This window comes from Streptomyces sp. NPDC007863, from assembly GCF_040633895.1.
GTDB lineage: Bacteria > Actinomycetota > Actinomycetes > Streptomycetales > Streptomycetaceae > Streptomyces.
On the sequence record NZ_JBEYEI010000002.1, the window covers coordinates 399,993 to 419,636 of the forward strand.

Annotated in this window: 12 protein-coding genes and 1 pseudogene; 7 read left to right on the forward strand and 6 right to left on the reverse strand. The window is 72.9% G+C overall.

What is annotated here, in order from left to right; all coding sequences use genetic code 11:
- Positions 1–26: 26 nt before the first annotated feature.
- The 3 genes from ABZ621_RS04435 to ABZ621_RS04445 all read right to left on the reverse strand — a co-directional run bounded on the left by ABZ621_RS04435 (position 27) and on the right by ABZ621_RS04445 (position 4,902).
- On the reverse strand, positions 27–1,265 hold the full coding sequence (locus tag ABZ621_RS04435) for a branched-chain amino acid ABC transporter substrate-binding protein (protein WP_360600562.1): 1,239 nt from the start codon (positions 1,263–1,265) through the stop codon (positions 27–29).
- 787 nt (positions 1,266–2,052) lie between these two features.
- Positions 2,053–2,550, reverse strand: a complete 498-nt coding sequence (locus ABZ621_RS04440) for a hotdog fold thioesterase (protein ID WP_360600564.1) — start codon at positions 2,548–2,550, stop codon at positions 2,053–2,055.
- Between the two features lie 63 nt (positions 2,551–2,613).
- Positions 2,614–4,902 (reverse strand): FdhF/YdeP family oxidoreductase, encoded by a 2,289-nt coding sequence (locus ABZ621_RS04445; protein ID WP_360600566.1) that lies wholly within the window; start codon positions 4,900–4,902, stop codon positions 2,614–2,616.
- Positions 4,903–5,024: 122 nt separating this feature from the next.
- On the opposite strand from ABZ621_RS04445, the gene polA reads away from it, so the two are divergent.
- Together polA and ABZ621_RS04455 are read left to right on the forward strand one after the other, a co-directional pair.
- Positions 5,025–7,736, forward strand: a complete 2,712-nt coding sequence (polA, locus tag ABZ621_RS04450; protein ID WP_360600568.1) for a DNA polymerase I — start codon at positions 5,025–5,027, stop codon at positions 7,734–7,736.
- Between the two features lie 475 nt (positions 7,737–8,211).
- Positions 8,212–8,547 (forward strand): annotated as a pseudogene (locus ABZ621_RS04455) (serine hydrolase); the annotation flags it as partial.
- A 169-nt stretch (positions 8,548–8,716) separates the two neighbouring features.
- Here the strand turns inward: ABZ621_RS04455 and ABZ621_RS04460 are convergent.
- Positions 8,717–9,610, reverse strand: a complete 894-nt coding sequence (locus tag ABZ621_RS04460) for a DUF4184 family protein (protein ID WP_360600570.1) — start codon at positions 9,608–9,610, stop codon at positions 8,717–8,719.
- A gap of 361 nt (positions 9,611–9,971) precedes the next feature.
- Here ABZ621_RS04460 and ABZ621_RS04465 point away from each other — a divergent pair, with 361 nt between their 5' ends.
- The 3 genes from ABZ621_RS04465 to ABZ621_RS04475 all read left to right on the forward strand — a co-directional run bounded on the left by ABZ621_RS04465 (position 9,972) and on the right by ABZ621_RS04475 (position 13,171).
- Positions 9,972–11,849, forward strand: a complete 1,878-nt coding sequence (locus ABZ621_RS04465; RefSeq protein WP_360600572.1) for a lytic transglycosylase — start codon at positions 9,972–9,974, stop codon at positions 11,847–11,849.
- 163 nt (positions 11,850–12,012) lie between these two features.
- A complete protein-coding gene (locus ABZ621_RS04470) occupies positions 12,013–12,153 on the forward strand; it encodes an SPW_0924 family protein (RefSeq protein ID WP_107063131.1) in 141 nt (46 codons plus the stop codon).
- A 10-nt stretch (positions 12,154–12,163) separates the two neighbouring features.
- Positions 12,164–13,171 (forward strand): DUF3068 domain-containing protein, encoded by a 1,008-nt coding sequence (locus ABZ621_RS04475; RefSeq protein WP_360600574.1) that lies wholly within the window; start codon positions 12,164–12,166, stop codon positions 13,169–13,171.
- Here ABZ621_RS04475 and hrpB read toward each other — a convergent pair.
- Together hrpB and ABZ621_RS04485 are read right to left on the reverse strand one after the other, a co-directional pair.
- Entirely contained in the window at positions 13,155–15,701 is a 2,547-nt protein-coding gene (gene hrpB, locus ABZ621_RS04480) for an ATP-dependent helicase HrpB (protein WP_360600576.1), read from the reverse strand. The genes ABZ621_RS04475 and hrpB overlap by 17 nt on opposite strands.
- A gap of 115 nt (positions 15,702–15,816) precedes the next feature.
- Entirely contained in the window at positions 15,817–16,656 is an 840-nt protein-coding gene (locus ABZ621_RS04485; RefSeq protein ID WP_360600578.1) for a methyltransferase domain-containing protein, read from the reverse strand.
- A 345-nt stretch (positions 16,657–17,001) separates the two neighbouring features.
- Here ABZ621_RS04485 and rpsA point away from each other — a divergent pair, with 345 nt between their 5' ends.
- On the forward strand, positions 17,002–18,507 hold the full coding sequence (gene rpsA / locus ABZ621_RS04490; RefSeq protein ID WP_031002689.1) for a 30S ribosomal protein S1: 1,506 nt from the start codon (positions 17,002–17,004) through the stop codon (positions 18,505–18,507).
- A 171-nt stretch (positions 18,508–18,678) separates the two neighbouring features.
- Positions 18,679–19,617: a PAC2 family protein gene (locus ABZ621_RS04495; protein ID WP_360600580.1), complete on the forward strand. Its 939-nt coding sequence runs from the start codon at positions 18,679–18,681 to the stop codon at positions 19,615–19,617.
- Positions 19,618–19,644 lie beyond the last annotated feature (27 nt).

Here is a 19,644-nt window from a genome sequence, read left to right on the forward strand (position 1 = left end):
TGAGGATCAGCCGCCGAAGGCCTCGGTCACTCGCCGAAGGTGTCGGACTTGACCGGCGTGTGGGCGCCGTTCTTGACCTGGTAGACGGTCAGCTGCTTGTTGGTGGTGTCACCGAACTCGTCGAAGGCGACCTTGCCGGTCACACCGTCGAAGGAGACGCCCTGGACGGCCTCGACGACCTTGGCGCGGGCGTCCTCGGGGAGCTTGCCGCCGTTGCCGTCGACGACCTTCTTGACCGCCTCGATGAGCGCCCAGGTCGAGTCGTAGGAGTAGCCGCCGTAGGCCTCGTAGGCCTCCTTGTAGTTCTCGGCCTTGTAGTTGGCCAGGAACTCCTTGGCGGAGGCGAGGGTCTCGATCGGGGCGCCGACGGAGGTGGCGAAGTCGCCCTCGGCCGCGGCGGCACCGGCGAGCTTCACGTACTCGGGGCTGAAGAGCGCGTCACCGCCGACGAGGGTGACCTTGGCGCCGGCCTCCTTGATCTGCTTGGCCAGCGGGCCGGCGGCCGGGTACTCGCCACCGAAGTAGACGACGTCCGCGCCGGAGCTCTTGACCTGGGTGGCGACCGCGGAGAAGTCCTTGGTGTCGGGGTCGATGTGCTGGGTGCCGACGACCTTGCCGCCGAGCTTCTCGAACTCGCCCTTGAAGGTGCCCGCGAGGCCGGCGCCGTAGGTCTTCTTGTCGTCGATGATGAACGCCTTGGTCTTCTTGGCGTCGTTGAAGACGTACTGGGCGGCGAACGGGCCCTGGATGGCGTCCGTGGTGGCGGTGCGGAAGTACGACTTGTAGCCGCGCTTCTTGTCGCCGGAGGCCCAGTTCGGGCCCTGGGAGAGCGCCGGGTTGGTGTTGGCCGGGGAGATCTGCGCCAGCTTGGCGTCGTCGAAGACCTTCTGCATCGACTCGGCGACGCCGGAGTTCAGCGGGCCGACCACGCCGAGGACGGTCTTGTCGGCGACCAGCTTGGTGGCGTTCTGCTGGCCGGCGGAGGGCTGGGCCTGGTCGTCCAGGGTCTCCAGCTTGAAGGTGACGCCCTTGACGTACTGCTTCTTGTTGGCCGTCTTGACCGCGAGGTCGGCCGAGTTCTTGATGCCGAGGCCGAGGGCCGAGAGCTCACCGGTGAGCGGGGAGTCCAGACCGATGGTGACGGTGACGCCGCCGCCCTCGCCCGAGCTGTCGCCGCCCTTGTCGTCGCGGGAACCGCAGGCGGTGAGGGTGAGCGCTCCCGCGGTGACCGCGGTGGTGAGTATGAGCAACGAACGGTTTCGCACGAAGGGTCCTTTCCCAGGCGCGGCCCCCTCTGCCGAGGCGGTGCCGTGGAGCTGCGGAGCAAGAGGTGCCGTAAGTGAATGCCGGGCCGTACTGCGTGGTGGTACGTGGCCGTGCAGGCGGTCCCGCCCCGGTGGCGCGGTGACTGGCGGTGACTCTAAGCGCAGGTGGGGAGGGTCGGGGAGCGGCGAGGGAAGGATGTGACTGTCTTGTTATGCCGACGGGCGGAGCGAGGCTGAGAGGTCAGGCGAAATCCGGGCATTGCGGTCCGTGGCCCGGTGTTCACATCGTGAGAACGTGCAGTTCCGCTAAGGGGCTTGAGGGAATCTTGGTGCTTACGTGAATCTTTGGTGGGTCTCCGGATATCGGACACTGCGCCCGAACTGAGCGGACGGATGTCAAGCCTCGGCGTCCTTTCGACATCCCCTGTTGATGATCACCCAGCGTGACGAAAACCGCCTCCCGAAAGGTCGGTCGGTTACTCTTCCTTCGGCTGGAACCCGCCCCTCTCGAACGTATCTACGAGGATGGGGAGTTGGGAGTGACTGGCGTGAAAGAGGCGTGGGGGTAAAGGAGTTGGGGCGCGGAGGGTGACCGTGGGAGGGAATCGGCGCGGGTGGGTCATGCGCCCGGGGTTTCCCGCGAAGTGCCCGGATCCGTCGGGCATGTACCGAAGATGCTGCCCGCATCCCTCGCGCGTACGCCGGAGGGGGCGGTACGCGCTTCGCGTACCGCCCCCTCCGGCGAAACAGGCTGTCCGCCCGGCCCTGTCCGGGCTCAGGCTCAGGCTCAGGCGAGCTTCCCCTCCTGCGGCAGGTTGCCCGCGTCCAGCGGGCCGATCTCCCGCAGCATGCAGGTGAGGCGGGCCGAGCAGACCCGGCGCCCCTCCTCGTCGCTGATGACGATCTCGTACGTCGCCGTCGACCGCCCGCGGTGCACCGGGGTCGCCACGCCGGTCACCAGACCGCTGCGCGCGCCCCGGTGGTGCGTGCAGTTCAGGTCCACGCCCACCGCGATCTTCGACGAGCCGCCGTGCAGCATCGAGCCCACCGAGCCCAGGGTCTCCGCGAGCACCGCCGAGGCGCCGCCGTGCAGCAGCCCGTACGGCTGGGTGTTGCCCTCCACCGGCATCGTGCCGACGACCTTCTCCGCCGAGGCCTCCAGGATCTGGACGCCCATCCGGTTCCCCAGGTGCCCCGCCGAGAACAGCGCCGGCAGATCCACGCCGAGCGCGGCGTACTCGTCGATGATCTCCTGCGGGAACTTCACGTGCTGCTGCTCACCCATGGCCCGGCTCCGTTCGTCGTCGTACGGCTGATCCTTCCGTCGCCCGGCTGGCTGAGCAAGCGCTTAGGCGGACGGCTGCGGTGATTCTTCCAGACGCACGATCACGGACTTGCTCGCGGGGGTGTTGCTGATGTCGGCCGTCGACTCCAGCGGCACCAGCACGTTCGTCTCCGGGTAGTAGGCCGCCGCGCAGCCCCGGGCCGTCGGGTAGTGCACCACCCGGAAACCGGGCGCCCGCCGCTCGCTCCCGTCCGTCCACTCGCTCACCAGGTCCGCGTACGCCCCGTCGGCGAGGCCGAGCGCCGCCGCGTCCTCGGGGTGCACCAGGACCACCCGGCGGCCGCCCCTGATCCCCCGGTAGCGGTCGTCCAGACCGTAGATCGTGGTGTTGTACTGGTCGTGCGAGCGGAGCGTCTGCAGCAGCAGCCGGCCCTCCGGCACCCTCGGGTACTCCACCGGCGCCGCCGTGAAGTTCGCCTTGCCGGTCTTCGTCGGGAAGCGCCGCTCGTCCCGGGGCGCGTGCGGCAGCGCGAAACCGCCGGGGTCCGCCGCGAGCCGCGCGTTGAAGCCCTCGAAGCCGGGCACCACGCGCGCGATCCGGTCCCGGACCGCCGCGTAGTCCGCCTCGAACTCCTCCCACGGCGTCCTCGACGCCTCGCCGAGCACCGCCCGCGCCATCCGGGCCACGATCGCCGGCTCGGAGAGCAGATGCGGGCTCGCCGGCGGCAGGTTGCCGCGCGAGGCGTGCACCTGGCCCATCGAGTCCTCGACCGTCACGAACTGGCGCCCGCTCCTCTGCACGTCCTTGTCCGTGCGGCCCAGCGTCGGCAGGATCAGCGCCCGGGTGCCGGTCACGGCGTGCGAGCGGTTCAGCTTCGTCGACACGTGCACCGTCAGCCGGGCCCTGCGCATCGCCGCCTCGGTCACCTCGGTGTCCGGGGTGGCGCCGACGAAGTTCCCGCCCATGGCGAAGAAGACCTTCGCCTCGCCGTCCCGCAGCGCCTGGATCGAGCGCACCACGTCGAAGCCGTGGTGGCGCGGCGAGACGATCCCGAACTCCTTGTCCAGCGCGTCCAGGAAGGCCGGCGCCGGGCGCTCGAAGATGCCCATCGTCCGGTCGCCCTGCACGTTCGAATGCCCGCGCACTGGGCAGACGCCCGCGCCGGGCCGGCCGATGTTCCCGCGGAGCAGCAGCAGGTTGACCACCTCGCGGATGGTCGGCACGGAGTGCTTGTGCTGGGTCAGGCCCATCGCCCAGCAGACGATCGTCCGCTCCGAGGCCAGCACCATCTCCAGGGCCCGCTCGATCTCCGCGCGGGACAGCCCGGTCGCCGCGAGCGTCTCCGCCCAGTCGGCCTCCCCGGCGGCCGCCGCGAACTCCTCGAAGCCGTGGGTGTGCTCCCGTACGAACTCCTCGTCGACCGCCCCGGGCGTCTGGAGGACCAGCTTGTTCAGGAGCCGGAAGAGGGCCTGGTCGCCGCCGATCCGGATCTGGAGGAAGAGGTCGGTGAGCGCCGCCCCGCGCAGCATGCCCTGCGGGGTCTGCGGGTTCTTGAACCGCTCCAGGCCCGCCTCCGGCAGCGGGTTCACCGAGATGATCCGCGCCCCGGCCGCCTTCGCCTTCTCCAGCGCCGACAGCATCCGCGGGTGGTTCGTGCCCGGGTTCTGCCCCGCCACGACGATCAGGTCCGCCCGGTGCAGGTCCTCCAGGGAGACGCTGCCCTTGCCGATGCCGATCGTCTCGGTCAGCGCCGAGCCGGAGGACTCGTGGCACATGTTCGAGCAGTCCGGGAGGTTGTTCGTGCCGAACTCGCGGGCGAAGAGCTGGAGCAGGAACGCGGCCTCGTTGCTGGTGCGGCCCGAGGTGTAGAAGAGCGCCTCGTCGGGGGAGGAGAGCGCGGTCAGCTCCTCCGCGAGGATCGCGAAGGCCCGCTCCCAGGTCACCGGCTCGTAGCGGTCGGCGCCCTCGGGCAGATACATGGGCCGGGTGATCCGGCCCTGCTGCCCCAGCCAGTAGCCGCTCCGCTCCGCCAGCTCCGCCACCGGGTGCGCGGCGAAGAACTCCGGCGTCACCCGCCGCAGCGTCGCCTCCTCGGCGACCGCCTTCGCGCCGTTCTCGCAGAACTCCGCGAGGTGCCGCTTGTCGCCCTCGGGCCAGGCGCAGCCGGGACAGTCGAAGCCGTCCTTCTGGTTGACCTTGAGGAGGGTGCGCGCGGTGCGCACGGCGCCCATCTGCTCCTGGGCGATCCGCAGGGTGTGCCCGATCGCGGGCAGACCGGCGGCGGCGTGCTGCGGCGGCGTGACCTGCGGTGCGTCCTGGACCGGGTCGCCGGCCGGCGGCTTGCTGACCATCGCGCTCTCCCTTGAGCGATCATCCTGCGTCGTACGCCTCCGATCCTGTCACGCGGCACCGACAGTCCGGCACCCCGGCCGGTGTGGAGGGGATTGTCGGCGGTCCGTGGCAGGATCGTCGTGTGGCCCAGACAGCATCGAAGAACCCCGCAGACACCCGCCCCCGCCTGCTCCTCATGGACGGGCACTCGCTCGCGTACCGGGCGTTCTTCGCGCTGCCCGCGGAGAACTTCACGACCGTGACGGGGCAGCCGACGAACGCGATCTACGGCTTCGCGTCGATGCTGGCGAACACCCTGCGCGACGAGGCGCCCACGCACTTCGCGGTCGCCTTCGACGTCTCCCGCAAGACCTGGCGGTCCGAGGAGTTCCCCGAGTACAAGGCGAACCGCTCCAAGACCCCCGACGAGTTCAAGGGGCAGGTCGAGCTGATCGGCGAGCTCCTCGACGCCATGAACGCGCCGCGGTTCGCCGTCGACGGCTTCGAGGCCGACGACATCATCGCCACCCTCGCCACCCAGGCCGAGGCCGCGGGCTTCGAGGTCCTCATCGTCACCGGCGACCGGGACTCCTTCCAGCTGGTCACCGAGCACACCACCGTGCTCTACCCCACCAAGGGCGTCTCCGAGCTGACCCGCTTCACCCCGGAGAAGGTCCAGGAGAAGTACGGCCTCACCCCCTCCCAGTACCCGGACTTCGCCGCCCTGCGCGGCGACCCGTCCGACAACCTCCCGGGCATCCCCGGCGTCGGCGAGAAGACCGCCGCCAAGTGGATCAACCAGTTCGGCTCCTTCGCCGAGCTGGTCGAGCGCGCCGAGGAGGTCAAGGGCAAGGCCGGGCAGAACTTCCGGGACCACCTGGAGTCCGTCAAGCTCAACCGCGTCCTCACCGAGATGGTCCGGGACGTCGAGCTGCCGAAGACCGTCGCCGACCTCGCCCGCGAGCCGTACGACCGCAAGGCCGTCGCACTGGTCCTCGACACCCTGGAGATCCGCAACCCCTCGCTGCGCGAGCGGCTCCTCGCCGTCGACCCCGGTGCCGCCGAGGAGGCCGAGCCGGCCCCCGCCCCCGGCGTCGAGCTCGACTTCACCGTCCTGGGCTCCGGCGAGCTCGCCCCCTGGCTGGCCGCCCACGGCGAGGAGCCCCTCGGCGTCGCCACCGTCGACACCTGGGCCCTCGGCACCGGCTCCGTCTCCGAGGTCGCCCTGGCCGGCGCCGGCGGGGACGCCGCCTGGTTCGACCCGAGCGAGCTCGACGAGGCCGACGAGCGGGCCTGGGCCGCCTGGATCGCCGACCCGGAGCGCCCGAAGGTCCTGCACAACGCCAAGGGCGCGATGCGGGTCTTCCCCGAGCACGGCTGGAGCGTCGCCGGCGTCACCATGGACACCGCGCTCGCCGCCTATCTCGTCAAGCCCGGCCGCCGCTCCTTCGCCCTTGACGCCCTCTCCCTGGAGTACCTCGGCCGCGAGCTCGCCCCGGCCGCCGCCACCGAGGGGCAGCTCGCCTTCGGCGCCGAGGACCACGCCGAGGCCGAGGCCCTGATGACCCAGGCCCGCGCCGTCCTCGACCTCGGGGCCGCCTTCGAGTCCAAGCTCGACGAGGTCGGCGCCCGCGCGCTGCTGTACGACGTCGAACTGCCCACCTCCGTCCTCCTCGCCCGCCTGGAGCGGCACGGCATCGCCGCCGACCGCGACCACCTGGAGGCGATGGAGCAGCAGTTCGCCGGGGCCGTGCAGCAGGCCGTCAAGGAGGCCCACGCCTCCGTCGGCCACGAGTTCAACCTCGGCTCGCCCAAGCAGCTCCAGGAGGTCTTCTTCGGCGAGCTCAACCTCCCGAAGACCAAGAAGACCAAGACCGGCTACACCACCGACGCCGACGCGCTCGCCTGGCTGGCCGGCCAGACCGAGCACGAACTGCCGGTGATCATGCTCCGCCACCGCGAGCAGGCCCGGCTCCGGTCCACCGTCGAGGGTCTGATCAAGACCGTCGCCGCCGACGGCCGGATCCACACCACCTTCAGCCAGACCGTCGCCGCCACCGGCCGCCTCTCCTCCACCGACCCCAACCTGCAGAACGTGCCGGTGCGGACGGACGAGGGCCGCGCCATCCGGCACGGCTTCGTCGTCGGCGAGGGCTTCGAGTCCCTCATGACCGCCGACTACAGCCAGATCGAGCTGCGCGTCATGGCCCACCTCTCCGAGGACGAGGGCCTCATCGAGGCCTTCACCTCCGGCGAGGACCTGCACACCACCGTCGCCTCCCAGGTCTTCGGCGTCGAGCGGTCCGAGGTCGACGCCGAGATGCGCCGCAAGATCAAGGCCATGTCGTACGGCCTGGCCTACGGCCTCTCCGCCTTCGGCCTCTCCCAGCAGCTGAACATCGACCCGGGCGAGGCCCGCGGCCTGATGGACACCTACTTCGAGCGCTTCGGCGGGGTGCGGGACTATCTGCGCCGGGTCGTCGACGAGGCCCGCGCCACCGGCTACACCGAGACCATGCTCGGCCGCCGCCGCTACCTCCCGGACCTCAACAGCGACAACCGCCAGCGCCGCGAGGCCGCCGAGCGGATGGCGCTCAACGCCCCGATCCAGGGCACCGCCGCCGACATCGTCAAGGTCGCCATGCTCAAGGTCGACCAGGCCCTCACCGAGGCCGGCCTCGCCTCCCGGATGCTCCTCCAGGTCCACGACGAAATCGTCCTGGAGATCGCCCCCGGCGAGCGCGAGCGCGTCGAGGCCCTGGTCCGCGAGCAGATGTCGGCCGCCGCCGACCTCCGCGCCCCGCTCGACGTCTCCGTCGGCGTCGGCCCGGACTGGGACTCCGCCGCGCACTGATCCCGTACCGCTCCGCCGGTGGCCGCGCCTCCCCGAGGGGTGCGGCCACCGGCGTGTGCGCCGGGTGGAGCAGTCCGGGAGCGGGGCGGGCGGAGCGCTCCCGAGACTGGGAGGCATGATCACGACCCGTCGCCGCAGGCCGCCCGTCTGGGCCCTCCTCGGCGCCCTGCTCGGGGCCACCGGAGCCGCCCTGCCCGCCGAGGACCGGCGGGCGCCCGCCGCCTGCGTCTCCACCCGGGAGCCCGCGCTCGCCGCCCGGCTCTCCCAGGACCTCGCCGCCGCCCTCGACGGGCGCGACAGCACCGTCGGCGTCGCCCTCCACGACCCCGTACGCGGCCTGCGCTGCGGGCTCGACGACACCCGGCTCTACGACTCCGCCAGCGTCGCCAAGGTCCTCATCATGCAGGCCGTCCTCGGCCGCGCGGAGGAACTCGGCAGGGAACCCACGGCCCTGGAGTCCCAGCGGCTCGAGGCGATGATCACCCGCTCCGACAACGACGCCGCCGGCGCGCTCTGGCAGGGGCTCTCCCGCGCCCGCCTCGACCGGGTGCTGCGCGAGGCCGGCGCGCGGGACACGGTCCTCGGCCCCGACCGCTACTGGGGCCTCACCCGCACCACCGCCCGCGACCAGCTCGCCCTGCTCGCCGCCGTCTCCCGCCGCCCCCAGGCCCTCACCCTCATGGGCCAGGTCGTCGCGAGCCAGGCCTGGGGCGTCACCGCCGGCGCGCCCCGCACGGTCAGGGTCCACCTCAAGAACGGCTGGCTGCCCCGCTCCACCCACGGCTGGCGGGTGCACAGCGTCGGCGTCGTCCGCGGCACGGGCTCCGCCGCGGCGGCCACCGACTACCGGATGGCCCTGCTCAGCCACGACAACGCCTCGATGGGCTACGGGGTCCGCACCCTGGAGGGCGTCGCCCTCGCCGTCCACCGCCGCCTCTCCGGCACGGCCGCCGCCCGCGGCCGCACCCCCGCCTCCGGGATCAGCGAACGCCCGGACGGGAGCGCGCCGTACGGCCCGCCGGCTCTCCCGCCGTTCCCGCTCCCGGACCGGGGACAGGGGCCGGGGCCGCTCGCCGCCCTCGCAGCCGGGCCGCCGTCCCGTACAGCAGCAGCCCCGCGACGAGCCCCGCGCCCGCCCCGAAGCAGGCGGTCGGGATGATGTCGAGCGGGGTCTCGATCCGGCCCCAGCCCCAGTACGCCGCCCACCGCAGCACCCGGTGCGCGATCCCGGCGAGCACGCACGCCCCGATCAGCAGCAGCGCCGCCCGCCGCTCCCGCCGCCCCGGCCCCGGCACCGCGGCGGGCGCCTCCCCGGCCGGCACCGACCGCAGCGCCCGGGCCGTGAACCAGCCGAGCAGGACGAGCGCCAGCGCCGAACCGCCGTACTGCGCGTACAGATAGACCGGGAAGCCGGCCACCACCTCCGCCAGGAAGGGGACCGCCCGCGTCCCCCACCGGTCGAGGTGGGTGAAGGCGTCCCAGACGACGTGGGTGACCGCGCCGAGCACCGCCGAGACGGCGAACCAGGCGACGAGCCCGGCCGGCCGCCGCTCCCGCCACGGCCGGCCGCGCACCACCCCGTACACCCGGCCGCGCCACCGCTCCGGCAGCAGCCCCACCAGCGGCTCACGGACCGTCAGCCACAGCCCCACCAGGGCGGCGGTGATCAGCACGTCGACGGTGACGATCCCGACGGGGGAGTGGGTCACGTCCCCGAAGGCCATCGCCCCGGGCGCCACCGTCGCCGCGAAGTAGGTGAGGTCGGGGGAGAAGCTGCCGGCGACGAGGGCGGAGGCGACGAGCGGACCCCGCGCGGTCCCGTCCCGCCGCAGCCCCGGCAGGACGGCGGCGGCGTGGCTCAGGGTGAAGGGCACGGAGAACCTCCCGGTCGTACGGATGATCGGCCCGAGTGCAAGAGGTACCGGACCGCCCCCACGGTTCCCACGCACCCCATGCACCCCATGCACGCCACGCCCCCCACGCCCCCCACGCACGCTATGCACCCCATGCACCCCGCGCGTCCCGTACGCCCCGGGGACCCCGGGGGTGGCCGGCTCCGGAGGCCCGGACTCCGGAGTGCGGACCTCCGTGTCCGGCCGCCGGGAGGCCAAGGGGTGACGAAAGCGTGAAACACGGTCAGGCCGTGGTGTCGTGTGCTAGGGACATCGCATAGGGTCGCCTGAGGTCACGCGCGGGGAGCGCGCGGCCGCAGTCGAATGGGGAGGGAGTTCCGGAATGGCAGCGCAATTCGGCCGCCGCCTGCGCAGGGGAGCCACGAGCGGCGCGATCGTCGCCGCCGCGGTCGCGGCGCTGGCCGCCTCGCAGGGCCCGGGGGCGATCCCGCCGCCGACCGACAACCTCAGCGGCGACACCACCATCGGCGCCGGCGACGCCACGACCCCGCCCGGCGACGCCGCCGGCTCGGCGACCGGCGACTCGCCCTACTACACCGACCTGCCGCCGCTGAACCCGCCGAAGGTGCCCGGAGTGGCGCCCACCGGACCCCAGGTGCCGATCGTCACCGGCCCCGCCGAGGCCGGCATACCCGCGACCGTCCTCGCCGCCTACCGCCGCGCCGAGGCCTCGGTCCGCGCCTCCGACCCCTCCTGCAACCTGCCCTGGCAGCTCCTCGCCGGCATAGGCAAGGTCGAGTCCGGCCAGGCCAGTGGCGGCCGTGTCGACGGCAACGGCACCACCTTCACCCCGATCCTCGGCCCGGCCCTCGACGGCAACGGCTTCGCGCTCATCCAGGACACCGACGACGGCGCCTTCGACGGCGACACCACCCACGACCGGGCCGTCGGTCCCATGCAGTTCATCCCGTCCACCTGGGCCGTCTGGGGCCAGGACGCCAACGGCGACGGGAAGAAGGACCCCAACAACATCTACGACGCCGCCCAGGCCGCGGGCATGTACCTGTGCGCCGGCGGCCGGAACCTGGCGATCAAGGCCGACCTCGACAAGGCGATCCTCAGCTACAACCGCTCCACGGAGTACCTGACCACCGTCCTCAACTGGTTCGAGTACTACGGCCGCGGCGCCCATACCGTCCCGGACGGCACCGGGCGGCTCCCGGTCGACCGCAGCGACCGCCCCGGCTCCGGCCGGTCCCCCTTCCCCGTGTCGCCGAGCTCGCCGGCCACGCCGTCGCCGCGCCCGTCGCCGGACCGTCCGTCGCCGAAGCCCACCGACCCGGCCACGACCCCGCCGTCGAAGCCCTCGGAGCCGTCGAAGCCGTCGACCACGAACCCGAGCGGGCCGGACGTCGGCACGCCCGTCGAGGTCCCGCCGACCCTCCGGGTCTCCCGCCTCAAGCCCGGCACGGCGACGCTCACCGCGGTCACCGGAAGCACCTTCGCCCAGGCCGCGTCCGTCACCGCCGTGGACGCCACCGGCCGCCCGGTCGCCGGCGTCAGCGTCCGCTTCGTGCTCCCCGCCACCACCGACGCCCGCTTCCCCGCCGGCGCCACCACCGTCACCGTCGCATCGGACGCGCGGGGCGTCGCCACGGCGCCCGCCCTGCGCGCCGGCGAGAAGGCCGCGTCCTTCACCATCCGCGCCACCGTCCCGGGCCGCTCCTCCCTGCCGGCCGCCGAGCTGAAGGCGACCGTCGAGGTCCGCAAGGCCGACGCCCTCACCCGGATCGGCGACACCGCCCTGACGGCCGAGACCGGCGCCGGCTACGCCGACGTCACCGTCGAGTCCCGCCTCGCCGGTGCCCTCGCCCCGGGCGTGACCGTCACCGCCGTCGTCACCGACTCGGCGGACTCCACCGGTCAGAGCGCCGACGGCCCGTCCTTCGGCAAGGACGCCGCGGGCAACCCGATCCGCACCAAGGTCCTGAAGACCGACGCCCAGAGCCGCCTGGTCGTCGAGGGCCTCGTGGCGGGCGAGAAGGCCGGCAGCTACGTCCTGCTGCTCACCGCGCCCGGCGGCGGCACCGTGAAGGTGCCGCTCACCGTCACCGCCCCGGTCACCACGCCGCCCACGACCCCGGACCCGACCGAGGAGCCGACCCCGGACCCGGCGCCGACCACGTCCTCGTCGACGTCTCCGTCGACCTCTCCCTCCGCCACCACCTCGCCCACCGCGAGCGCCTCGCCCTCCGCCTGACCCGCACCTCCTCCCTCCGCGCCGCCCCCGCCGTCCCCTCCCGGGACGCCGGGGGCGGCGCGCGTTTCGGTTCGTCCCGCCACGAGCTGTTCTCATCTCACGGTCGCGTTGCTACGGTGCCCCCGCCCTGACGACCCATCAGATCACTTGCCGGGAGGCCGACATGCGCGCCCTCGTCGCCGCGGCGATCGGACTCGTACCCGTCCTGCTCTTCGTCCTGCTCGTCTCCCTGGTCGATCTGCCGCCCGACGGCCCCACCTCACCCAGACCCCTGCTCACCGCCGACCCCGGCCCCAAGAAGTAGGGAGCAGCCCGTGCGCCGCCGAGCCAGCCTCGTCCTCCTCTCCTTCGCCGTCCTCTTCGCCGCCATGGCCCCCACCCTGCGCTGGTACGCCTTCCCCCGGCTGGCCAAGGTCCCGCCGAACCAGTACCAGGAGGTGGTCCTGGAGGCCCGCCCCGCCACCCTCCTCGACTACGGCACCCTCAAGTCCCGCGAGGTCGAGAAGATCACGATCGTCCAGACCCTCAAGGGCAACGTGGAGGAGTCGAAGCGGATCGAGGCCGGCACCGACCGCGACGTGGTGGTCTGGGACTCCCTCTCCTACTTCATGGGACCCGACGGCAAGATGGTGTCCAAGATCCCCGAGCGGTACATCTTCGACGCCCACACCCAGGACCCGGTGAACGCCCCCGGCGAGATGGTCGACGGCGACCCGGTCAAGCGCGAGGGCATCGAGTTCAAGTGGCCCTTCCTCACCGAGAAGCGCGACTACCTCTACTTCGACGCCCAGACCCGCACCGCCGCCCCCATCCACTTCGCGGGCACCCGCACCTTCCGCGGCCTGGAGGTCTACTACTACGAGCAGACCATCCCCTGGACCCAGGTCCCGATGCCCAAGACCATGCCCGTCGACGGCATCACCCCCGAACTCATCGCCTCCACCGGCCTCACCCGCTGGTACACCACGAAGCGCATGTTCTGGGTCGAGCCCGTCACCGGCGCCCCCGTCAACGGCGAGGAGATCCACAAGGAGGAGCTCCGCGGCGCCAAGGCCCTCATGGGCACCGACACCCTCACCGTCTTCGACGGCCACGTGAAGATGCGCGAGGACTACATCGCCGACACCGTCGAGCTGGTCTCCGCCAACCGCACCACCGTCCTCCTCCTCGTCTCCCGGCTCCCCTGGACCTTCACCGTCCTCGCCCTCCTCCTGTTCGCCCTCGCGCTCTGGCTGGAGCACCGCTCCCGCCGCCCCGCCCCCGGCACCGCCCCGAAGCCGGCGCCGCGGACCGCCCCCGAGCCGGTCACCCCTCCCGTCTGAGCCGCGCGCTCGTGTGCCGGGTCGCCACCCCCGCCGAAGGGTCCTCCGGCCACGGATGCCTCGGGTACCGCCCCCGCAGCTCCGCCCGCACCGCCCGGTAGCCGTCCCGCCAGAACGAGGCCAGATCGGCGGTCACGGCCGCCGGCCGCCCGGCGGGGGAGAGGAGATGGACGAGGACCGGCACCCCCGCCACCCGAGGCGTCTCGGCGAGCCCGAACATCTCCTGGAGCTTCACCGCCAGCACCGGCCGCCCCTCCCCGTACGCCACCCGGATCCGCGAACCGCTCGGCACCTCGATCCGCTCCGGCGCCAGCTCGTCCAGCCGTCCCGCCTCGCCCGAGGCCCACGGCAGCAGCCGCCGCAGCGCCTCCCCGGCGTCGATCCGCCCCAGATCCGCCCGCCGCGCCGCCCGCGACAGCTCCGGCTCCAGCCACTCCTCGGCCCGCTCCACCAGCGCCTCCTCCGCCACGTCCGGCCACGCCCCGCCGACCGCCCCGCGCAGGAACGCCAGCCGCTCCCGCAGCTCCACCGCCTCCCGCCGCCACCGCAGCAGTCCCGTCCCCTCCCGCCGCAGACCGTCGAGGAGCGCCTCCCGCACCAGCGCCGGATCCGCCCCCGTCCCCAGCGGGCGTACCGTCAGCTCCACCGCCCCGAGCCGCTCCACCGACCGGGCCACCACATCGCCGTCCTCCCAGCGCACCTCCTCGTCCGAGCGGAGCAGATGGCCGCCCGCCCGCCGCGCCACGGCCTCGTCCACCACGGCCGCGAGCCGCACCCGCGCCGTCGCGTCCCGGGCCGTCCGGTCCGCCACCGCCACCGCCAGCCACGGCGCCGACCGCAGCCCCGAACCCTCGGCGAGCCGCGCCCCGCTCCCGGACACCATCAGATGCCCGCCGCGCTCCCGCGCCCGCGCCACCCGCTCCGGGAACGCCAGCGCCGTCACCACTCCCGCCACCGCGTCCTCCCCGGCCGCACTCCCTTCCCCCGTGCCGCCCTCCGCCTCCGAGGCCGCCGCCCGCTCGAGGCGCCGCACCTCCGCCCGCCACCGTGCCCCGTACGCGTCCCCGCCCCGGCGGGCCTCCCGCCAGGCCGCCGCCAGATCGTCCCCGTACTCCCGCGGCGGCTCCTCGCTCAGCAGCGCCACGACCTCGGCCGCCCGCCGCGCGCCCACCTCCGCCGCCCCGTCGAGCAGCGCCCGCCCGAGCCGCGGATGCACCCCGAGCCGGGCCATCCGGACCCCGCGGCCGGTCGCCTTCCCCGACGCGTCCACGGCCCCGATCGCCGCGAGCACCGAACGGGCCGCCGTCAGCGCCCCGGCCGGCGGCGCGTCGAGCAGCGCCAGGCCCTCCGCCGTGGGATCGCCCCAGCAGGCGGCCCGCAGCGCGAACCCGGTCAGGTCGGCGATCCGGATCTCCGGCGCCGGGAACCGCGCCCGTCCGCTCTCCTCCGCCGCCGACCAGCACCGGTACACCGTCCCCCGCGCCTCACGCCCCGAGCGCCCCGCCCGCTGCGTCGCCGCCGCGGCCGACACCGGCACCGTCGCCAGCGACCCCAGGCCGCGCGCGTGGTCCATCCGCGGCTCCCGGGCCAGCCCCGCGTCCACCACGACCCGCACCCCCGGCACCGTGAGGCTCGACTCGGCCACCGACGTCGACAGCACCACCCGCCGCCGCCCACCGGGCCCCGCACCCCGCAGCACCGCGTCCTGTACCGCCGCGGGAGCCCGCCCGTGCAGCTGGAGCACCTCGGCGTCCACCCCGTCGAGCAGCCCCGCCGTCCGCGCGATCTCCCCGGTGCCCGGCAGGAAGCAGAGGACGTCGCCCTCGTGCCGCGCCAGCGCCCCGCGGACCGTCGCCGCCACGTGCCGCAGCAGCGCCGGATCCACCCAGGTGCCGTGCGCCGGCCGGATCCCCGCCGGCGGCGGCGCGTGGACCACCGCGAAACCGTGCCCCTCGCCCTCGCTGCGCACCACCGGCGCGGGCCCGCCGCCCTCCTGGGAGGTCAGCAGCCGGGCCCAGGCCTCCGCGTCACTGGTCGCCGAGGCCGCGACGACCCCGAGCTCCGGTCGCAGCGCGGCCCGTACGTCCACCAGGAACGCCAGGGCCGTGTCGGCGTCCAGATGGCGCTCGTGACACTCGTCGAGGAGCACCACGTCCACCCCCGCCAGCTCCGGATCCCGCTGCAGCCGCTGGAGCAGCAGACCGGTCGTCACGACCTCGACCCGTGTCGCGGGCCCCGCCCGCCGCTCCCCGCGCACCGCGAAGCCGACCGTGCCGCCGACGTCCTCGCCCAGCAGCCAGGCCATCCGCCCGGCCGCCGCCCGCACCGCCATCCGGCGCGGCTCGGCCACCAGCACCCGCCGCTCCGGCCCGTCCCCTATCAGCCCCGCGAGCGCCAGCGGCACCAGCGTGGTCTTGCCGGTGCCGGGCGGCGCGTGCAGCACCGCCGTGCCGCGCCCTTCGAGCGCGGCCAGCAGCTCGGGAACGGCATGCCGGACGGGAAGCAGATCGAGTACGTCGTTTCGGATCACGCACTCAGTCTCGTACGCCAAGGAAAAAAGGCGGGCCCGGTTGTCCACAGGCCCGCCTGTAAGTACGACTGTCGGACATCCGACGGTCGGTGTGCGAAGGAGTCGGGGGTCCGGCTCAGTCCTCGCGCTCGCACACGAAGATCGCCGTGCCCGGGATCAGGTTCCCCCGCAGCGGGGACCAGCCGCCCCACTCCTGGCTGTTCCATTCCGGCCACTCCGGCTCGACCAGGTCCACTAGCCGGAAGCCGCCCGCCACCACGTCCCGCACCCGGTCGCCGAGCGTCCGGTGGTGCTCCACGTACACCGCCCGCCCCTGCTCGTCCTGCTCGACGTAGGGCGTGCGGTCGAAGTAGGAGGCGGCGACCGACAGGCCCTCCGGCCCCGGCTCGTCCGGGAACGCCCAGCGGATCGGGTGGGTCACCGAGAACACCCAGCGCCCGCCCGGCCGCAGCACCCGGCGCACCTCCCGGAAGACCCGGACCGGATCGGCGACGAACGGCACCGCCCCGTACGCCGAGCACGCGAGGTCGAAGGCGCCGTCGCGGAAGGGCAGCGCCCCCGCGTCCGCCTCGACCAGCGGCACCTCCCCGCCGATCCGCAGGGCGTGCTGGAGCTGCCGGTGCGAGAGGTCGAGCGCCACCGGCCTGGCCCCCTGGGCCGCCAGCCACCGGGAGCACTGCGCGGCGCCGGCGCCGATCTCCAGGATGTCGAGCCCCTTCAGTCCCTCCGTCGGCCCGAGCAGTCCGGCCTCGGCCTCGTCGAGCCCCTCCGGACCCCATACGAACCGGTCGTCGCCGAGGAAGGCGCCGTGGTCGTTCTGGTACTCGTCGGCGTTCCGGTCCCACCAGCCCCGGCTCGCCCGGCTGCTCTCCGCGTCGCCGGCGTCACGCCTGGTCGCCACCGCCTCGTCCTCGTCCGTCTCGAAGCGGTCGTCCTGTTCGTACTCTTGGTTCATCTCGCCCGTCGATGTAGTTTGCGCTCAGTGCCGCGGAACGGCGGAGGACCGCCGATGGCCCGTGGACGGACACGAGTTGTGCCGGGTTCGCGCACTTCTGTCCCGGCTGCGCGCTTCGCGCATTGACCCTGTCCGGCCGTCCCCGTATGCTAAAGGTTGCGCTGCGGGCCTGCGCGCCTCAGACGGAGCAGGCCGCGCTCGCACCTGTTGCAGTCCCCTCGGTTTTCGAGGCGCCCCCGGTCTCCGGAAGGCGCTTCATCAGCTGTCCGGCTTCTTCAGTGCGATACGGGCTCTCGGCGTAGCAGTACCTACGACTTTCTGTCCGTAACCGGAGCCCTTTCCCACATGACGAGCAGCACCGAGACCACCGCCACCACCCCGCAGGTTGCGGTCAACGACATCGGTAACGAGGAAGCCTTCCTCGCCGCGATCGACGAGACGATCAAGTACTTCAACGACGGCGACATCGTCGACGGCGTCATCGTGAAGGTCGACCGGGACGAGGTCCTGCTCGACATCGGTTACAAGACCGAAGGTGTCATCCCGAGCCGCGAGCTCTCGATCAAGCACGACGTCGACCCGAACGAGGTCGTCAAGGTCGGCGACGAGATCGAGGCCCTTGTTCTCCAGAAGGAGGACAAGGAAGGCCGTCTGATCCTCTCGAAGAAGCGCGCCCAGTACGAGCGTGCCTGGGGCACCATCGAGAAGATCAAGGAAGAGGACGGCATCGTCACCGGTACCGTCATCGAGGTCGTCAAGGGTGGTCTCATCCTCGACATCGGCCTCCGCGGCTTCCTCCCGGCCTCCCTGGTCGAGATGCGCCGTGTCCGCGACCTCCAGCCCTACGTGGGCAAGGAGCTCGAGGCGAAGATCATCGAGCTGGACAAGAACCGCAACAACGTGGTCCTGTCCCGCCGTGCCTGGCTGGAGCAGACCCAGTCCGAGGTCCGCCAGACCTTCCTCACGACCCTCCAGAAGGGTCAGGTCCGCTCCGGCGTCGTGTCCTCGATCGTCAACTTCGGTGCCTTCGTGGACCTGGGTGGCGTCGACGGTCTCGTCCACGTCTCCGAGCTGTCCTGGAAGCACATCGACCACCCGTCCGAGGTTGTCGAGGTCGGCCAGGAGGTCACCGTCGAGGTTCTCGACGTGGACATGGACCGCGAGCGTGTCTCCCTGTCGCTGAAGGCGACGCAGGAGGACCCGTGGCAGCAGTTCGCCCGTACGCACCAGATCGGCCAGGTCGTCCCCGGCAAGGTCACCAAGCTGGTTCCGTTCGGTGCGTTCGTCCGCGTGGACGAGGGCATCGAGGGTCTGGTCCACATCTCCGAGCTGGCCGAGCGCCACGTGGAGATCCCGGAGCAGGTCGTCCAGGTCAACGACGAGATCTTCGTCAAGGTCATCGACATCGACCTCGAGCGTCGCCGGATCTCGCTGTCCCTGAAGCAGGCCAACGAGTCCTTCGGTGCCGACCCGGCGTCGGTCGAGTTCGACCCGACCCTGTACGGCATGGCCGCGTCCTACGACGACCAGGGCAACTACATCTACCCCGAGGGCTTCGACCCCGAGACCAACGACTGGCTCGAGGGCTACGAGACCCAGCGCGAGGCCTGGGAGGCCCAGTACGCCGAGGCGCAGGCGCGCTTCGAGCAGCACCAGGCCCAGGTCATCAAGTCCCGCGAGGCCGACGAGGCCGCCGCTGCCGAGGGCGCTGCCGCCCCGGCCGCCGGCAACGCCGGTGCGGGCATCTCGGGTGGCTCCTACTCCTCGGAGTCGGACGACTCCGCCGGCGCCCTGGCGTCGGACGAGGCCCTCGCCGCCCTCCGCGAGAAGCTCGCCGGCGGCCAGAGCTGAACAGGCTCTCCGCTGAGCGGCGCTAGTCGCTAGCAGTACACCGGGGCCCGCTCCCTCCCGGGGGAGCGGGCCCCGGTCGTTTTTCCGCCACATCGGCCCGAACGAGCCTTGGCGGGAATGACCTTGCGCTCCGGGGCGTTCTTCCGGGAGACGCGAGGAGGAGCGGTAACCGTGCTTGATCCCCAGGATTTGTACGAATGGGACGCCAAGGGCCTGGCCGTGGTCGACCTTGCCCTGGCACAGGAGTCGACCGGGCTGGTCATGCTGTACCACTTCGACGGCTACATCGACGCGGGAGAGGCCGGCGAGCAGATCGTCGAGCGGGTGCTCGACACCCTTCCCCACCAGGTCGTCGTCCGCTTCGACCACGACCGGCTGGTGGACTACCGGGCCCGCCGCCCGCTGCTGACCTTCCGGCGCGACCGCTGGGCCGGGTACGACACCCCGGCCATCGAGGTCCGCCTCGTCCAGGACGCCACCGGCGCCCCCTTCCTCTTCCTCTCCGGCCCCGAGCCGGACGTCGAGTGGGAGCGCTTCGCCGCCGCCGTCGCCCAGATCGTCGAACGGCTCGGCGTACGGCTCGCCGTCAACTTCCACGGCATCCCCATGGGCGTGCCGCACACCCGGCCCGTCGGCCTCACCCCGCACGGCAACCGCACCGACCTCATGCCCGGCCACCGCAGCCCCTTCGACGAGGCCCAGGTGCCCGGCAGCGCCCAGTCCCTCATCGAGTTCCGGCTCTCCGAGGCCGGTTTCGACACCCTCGGGGTCGCCGCCCACGTGCCGCACTACGTGGCCCGCTCCCCGTACCCGGACGCGGCGCTCACCGTCCTGGAGGCCGTCACCGCCGCCACCGGCCTCGTCCTCCCGGGCGTCGCCCACGCGCTGCGCACCGAGGCCCGCCGCACCCAGACCGAGATCGACCGGCAGATCGGCGCCGGCGACGAGGAGCTGGTCGCCCTGGTCCAGGGGCTTGAGCACCAGTACGACGCGGTGGCCGGCGCCGAGACCCGCGGCAGCCTGGTCGCCGAGCCCGTCGACCTGCCCTCGGCCGACGAGCTGGGCCGCGAGTTCGAGCGCTTCCTCGCCGAGCGGGAGGGCGACTCCTAGGACCGCGGAGCCGGGGGCCTAAGCTGC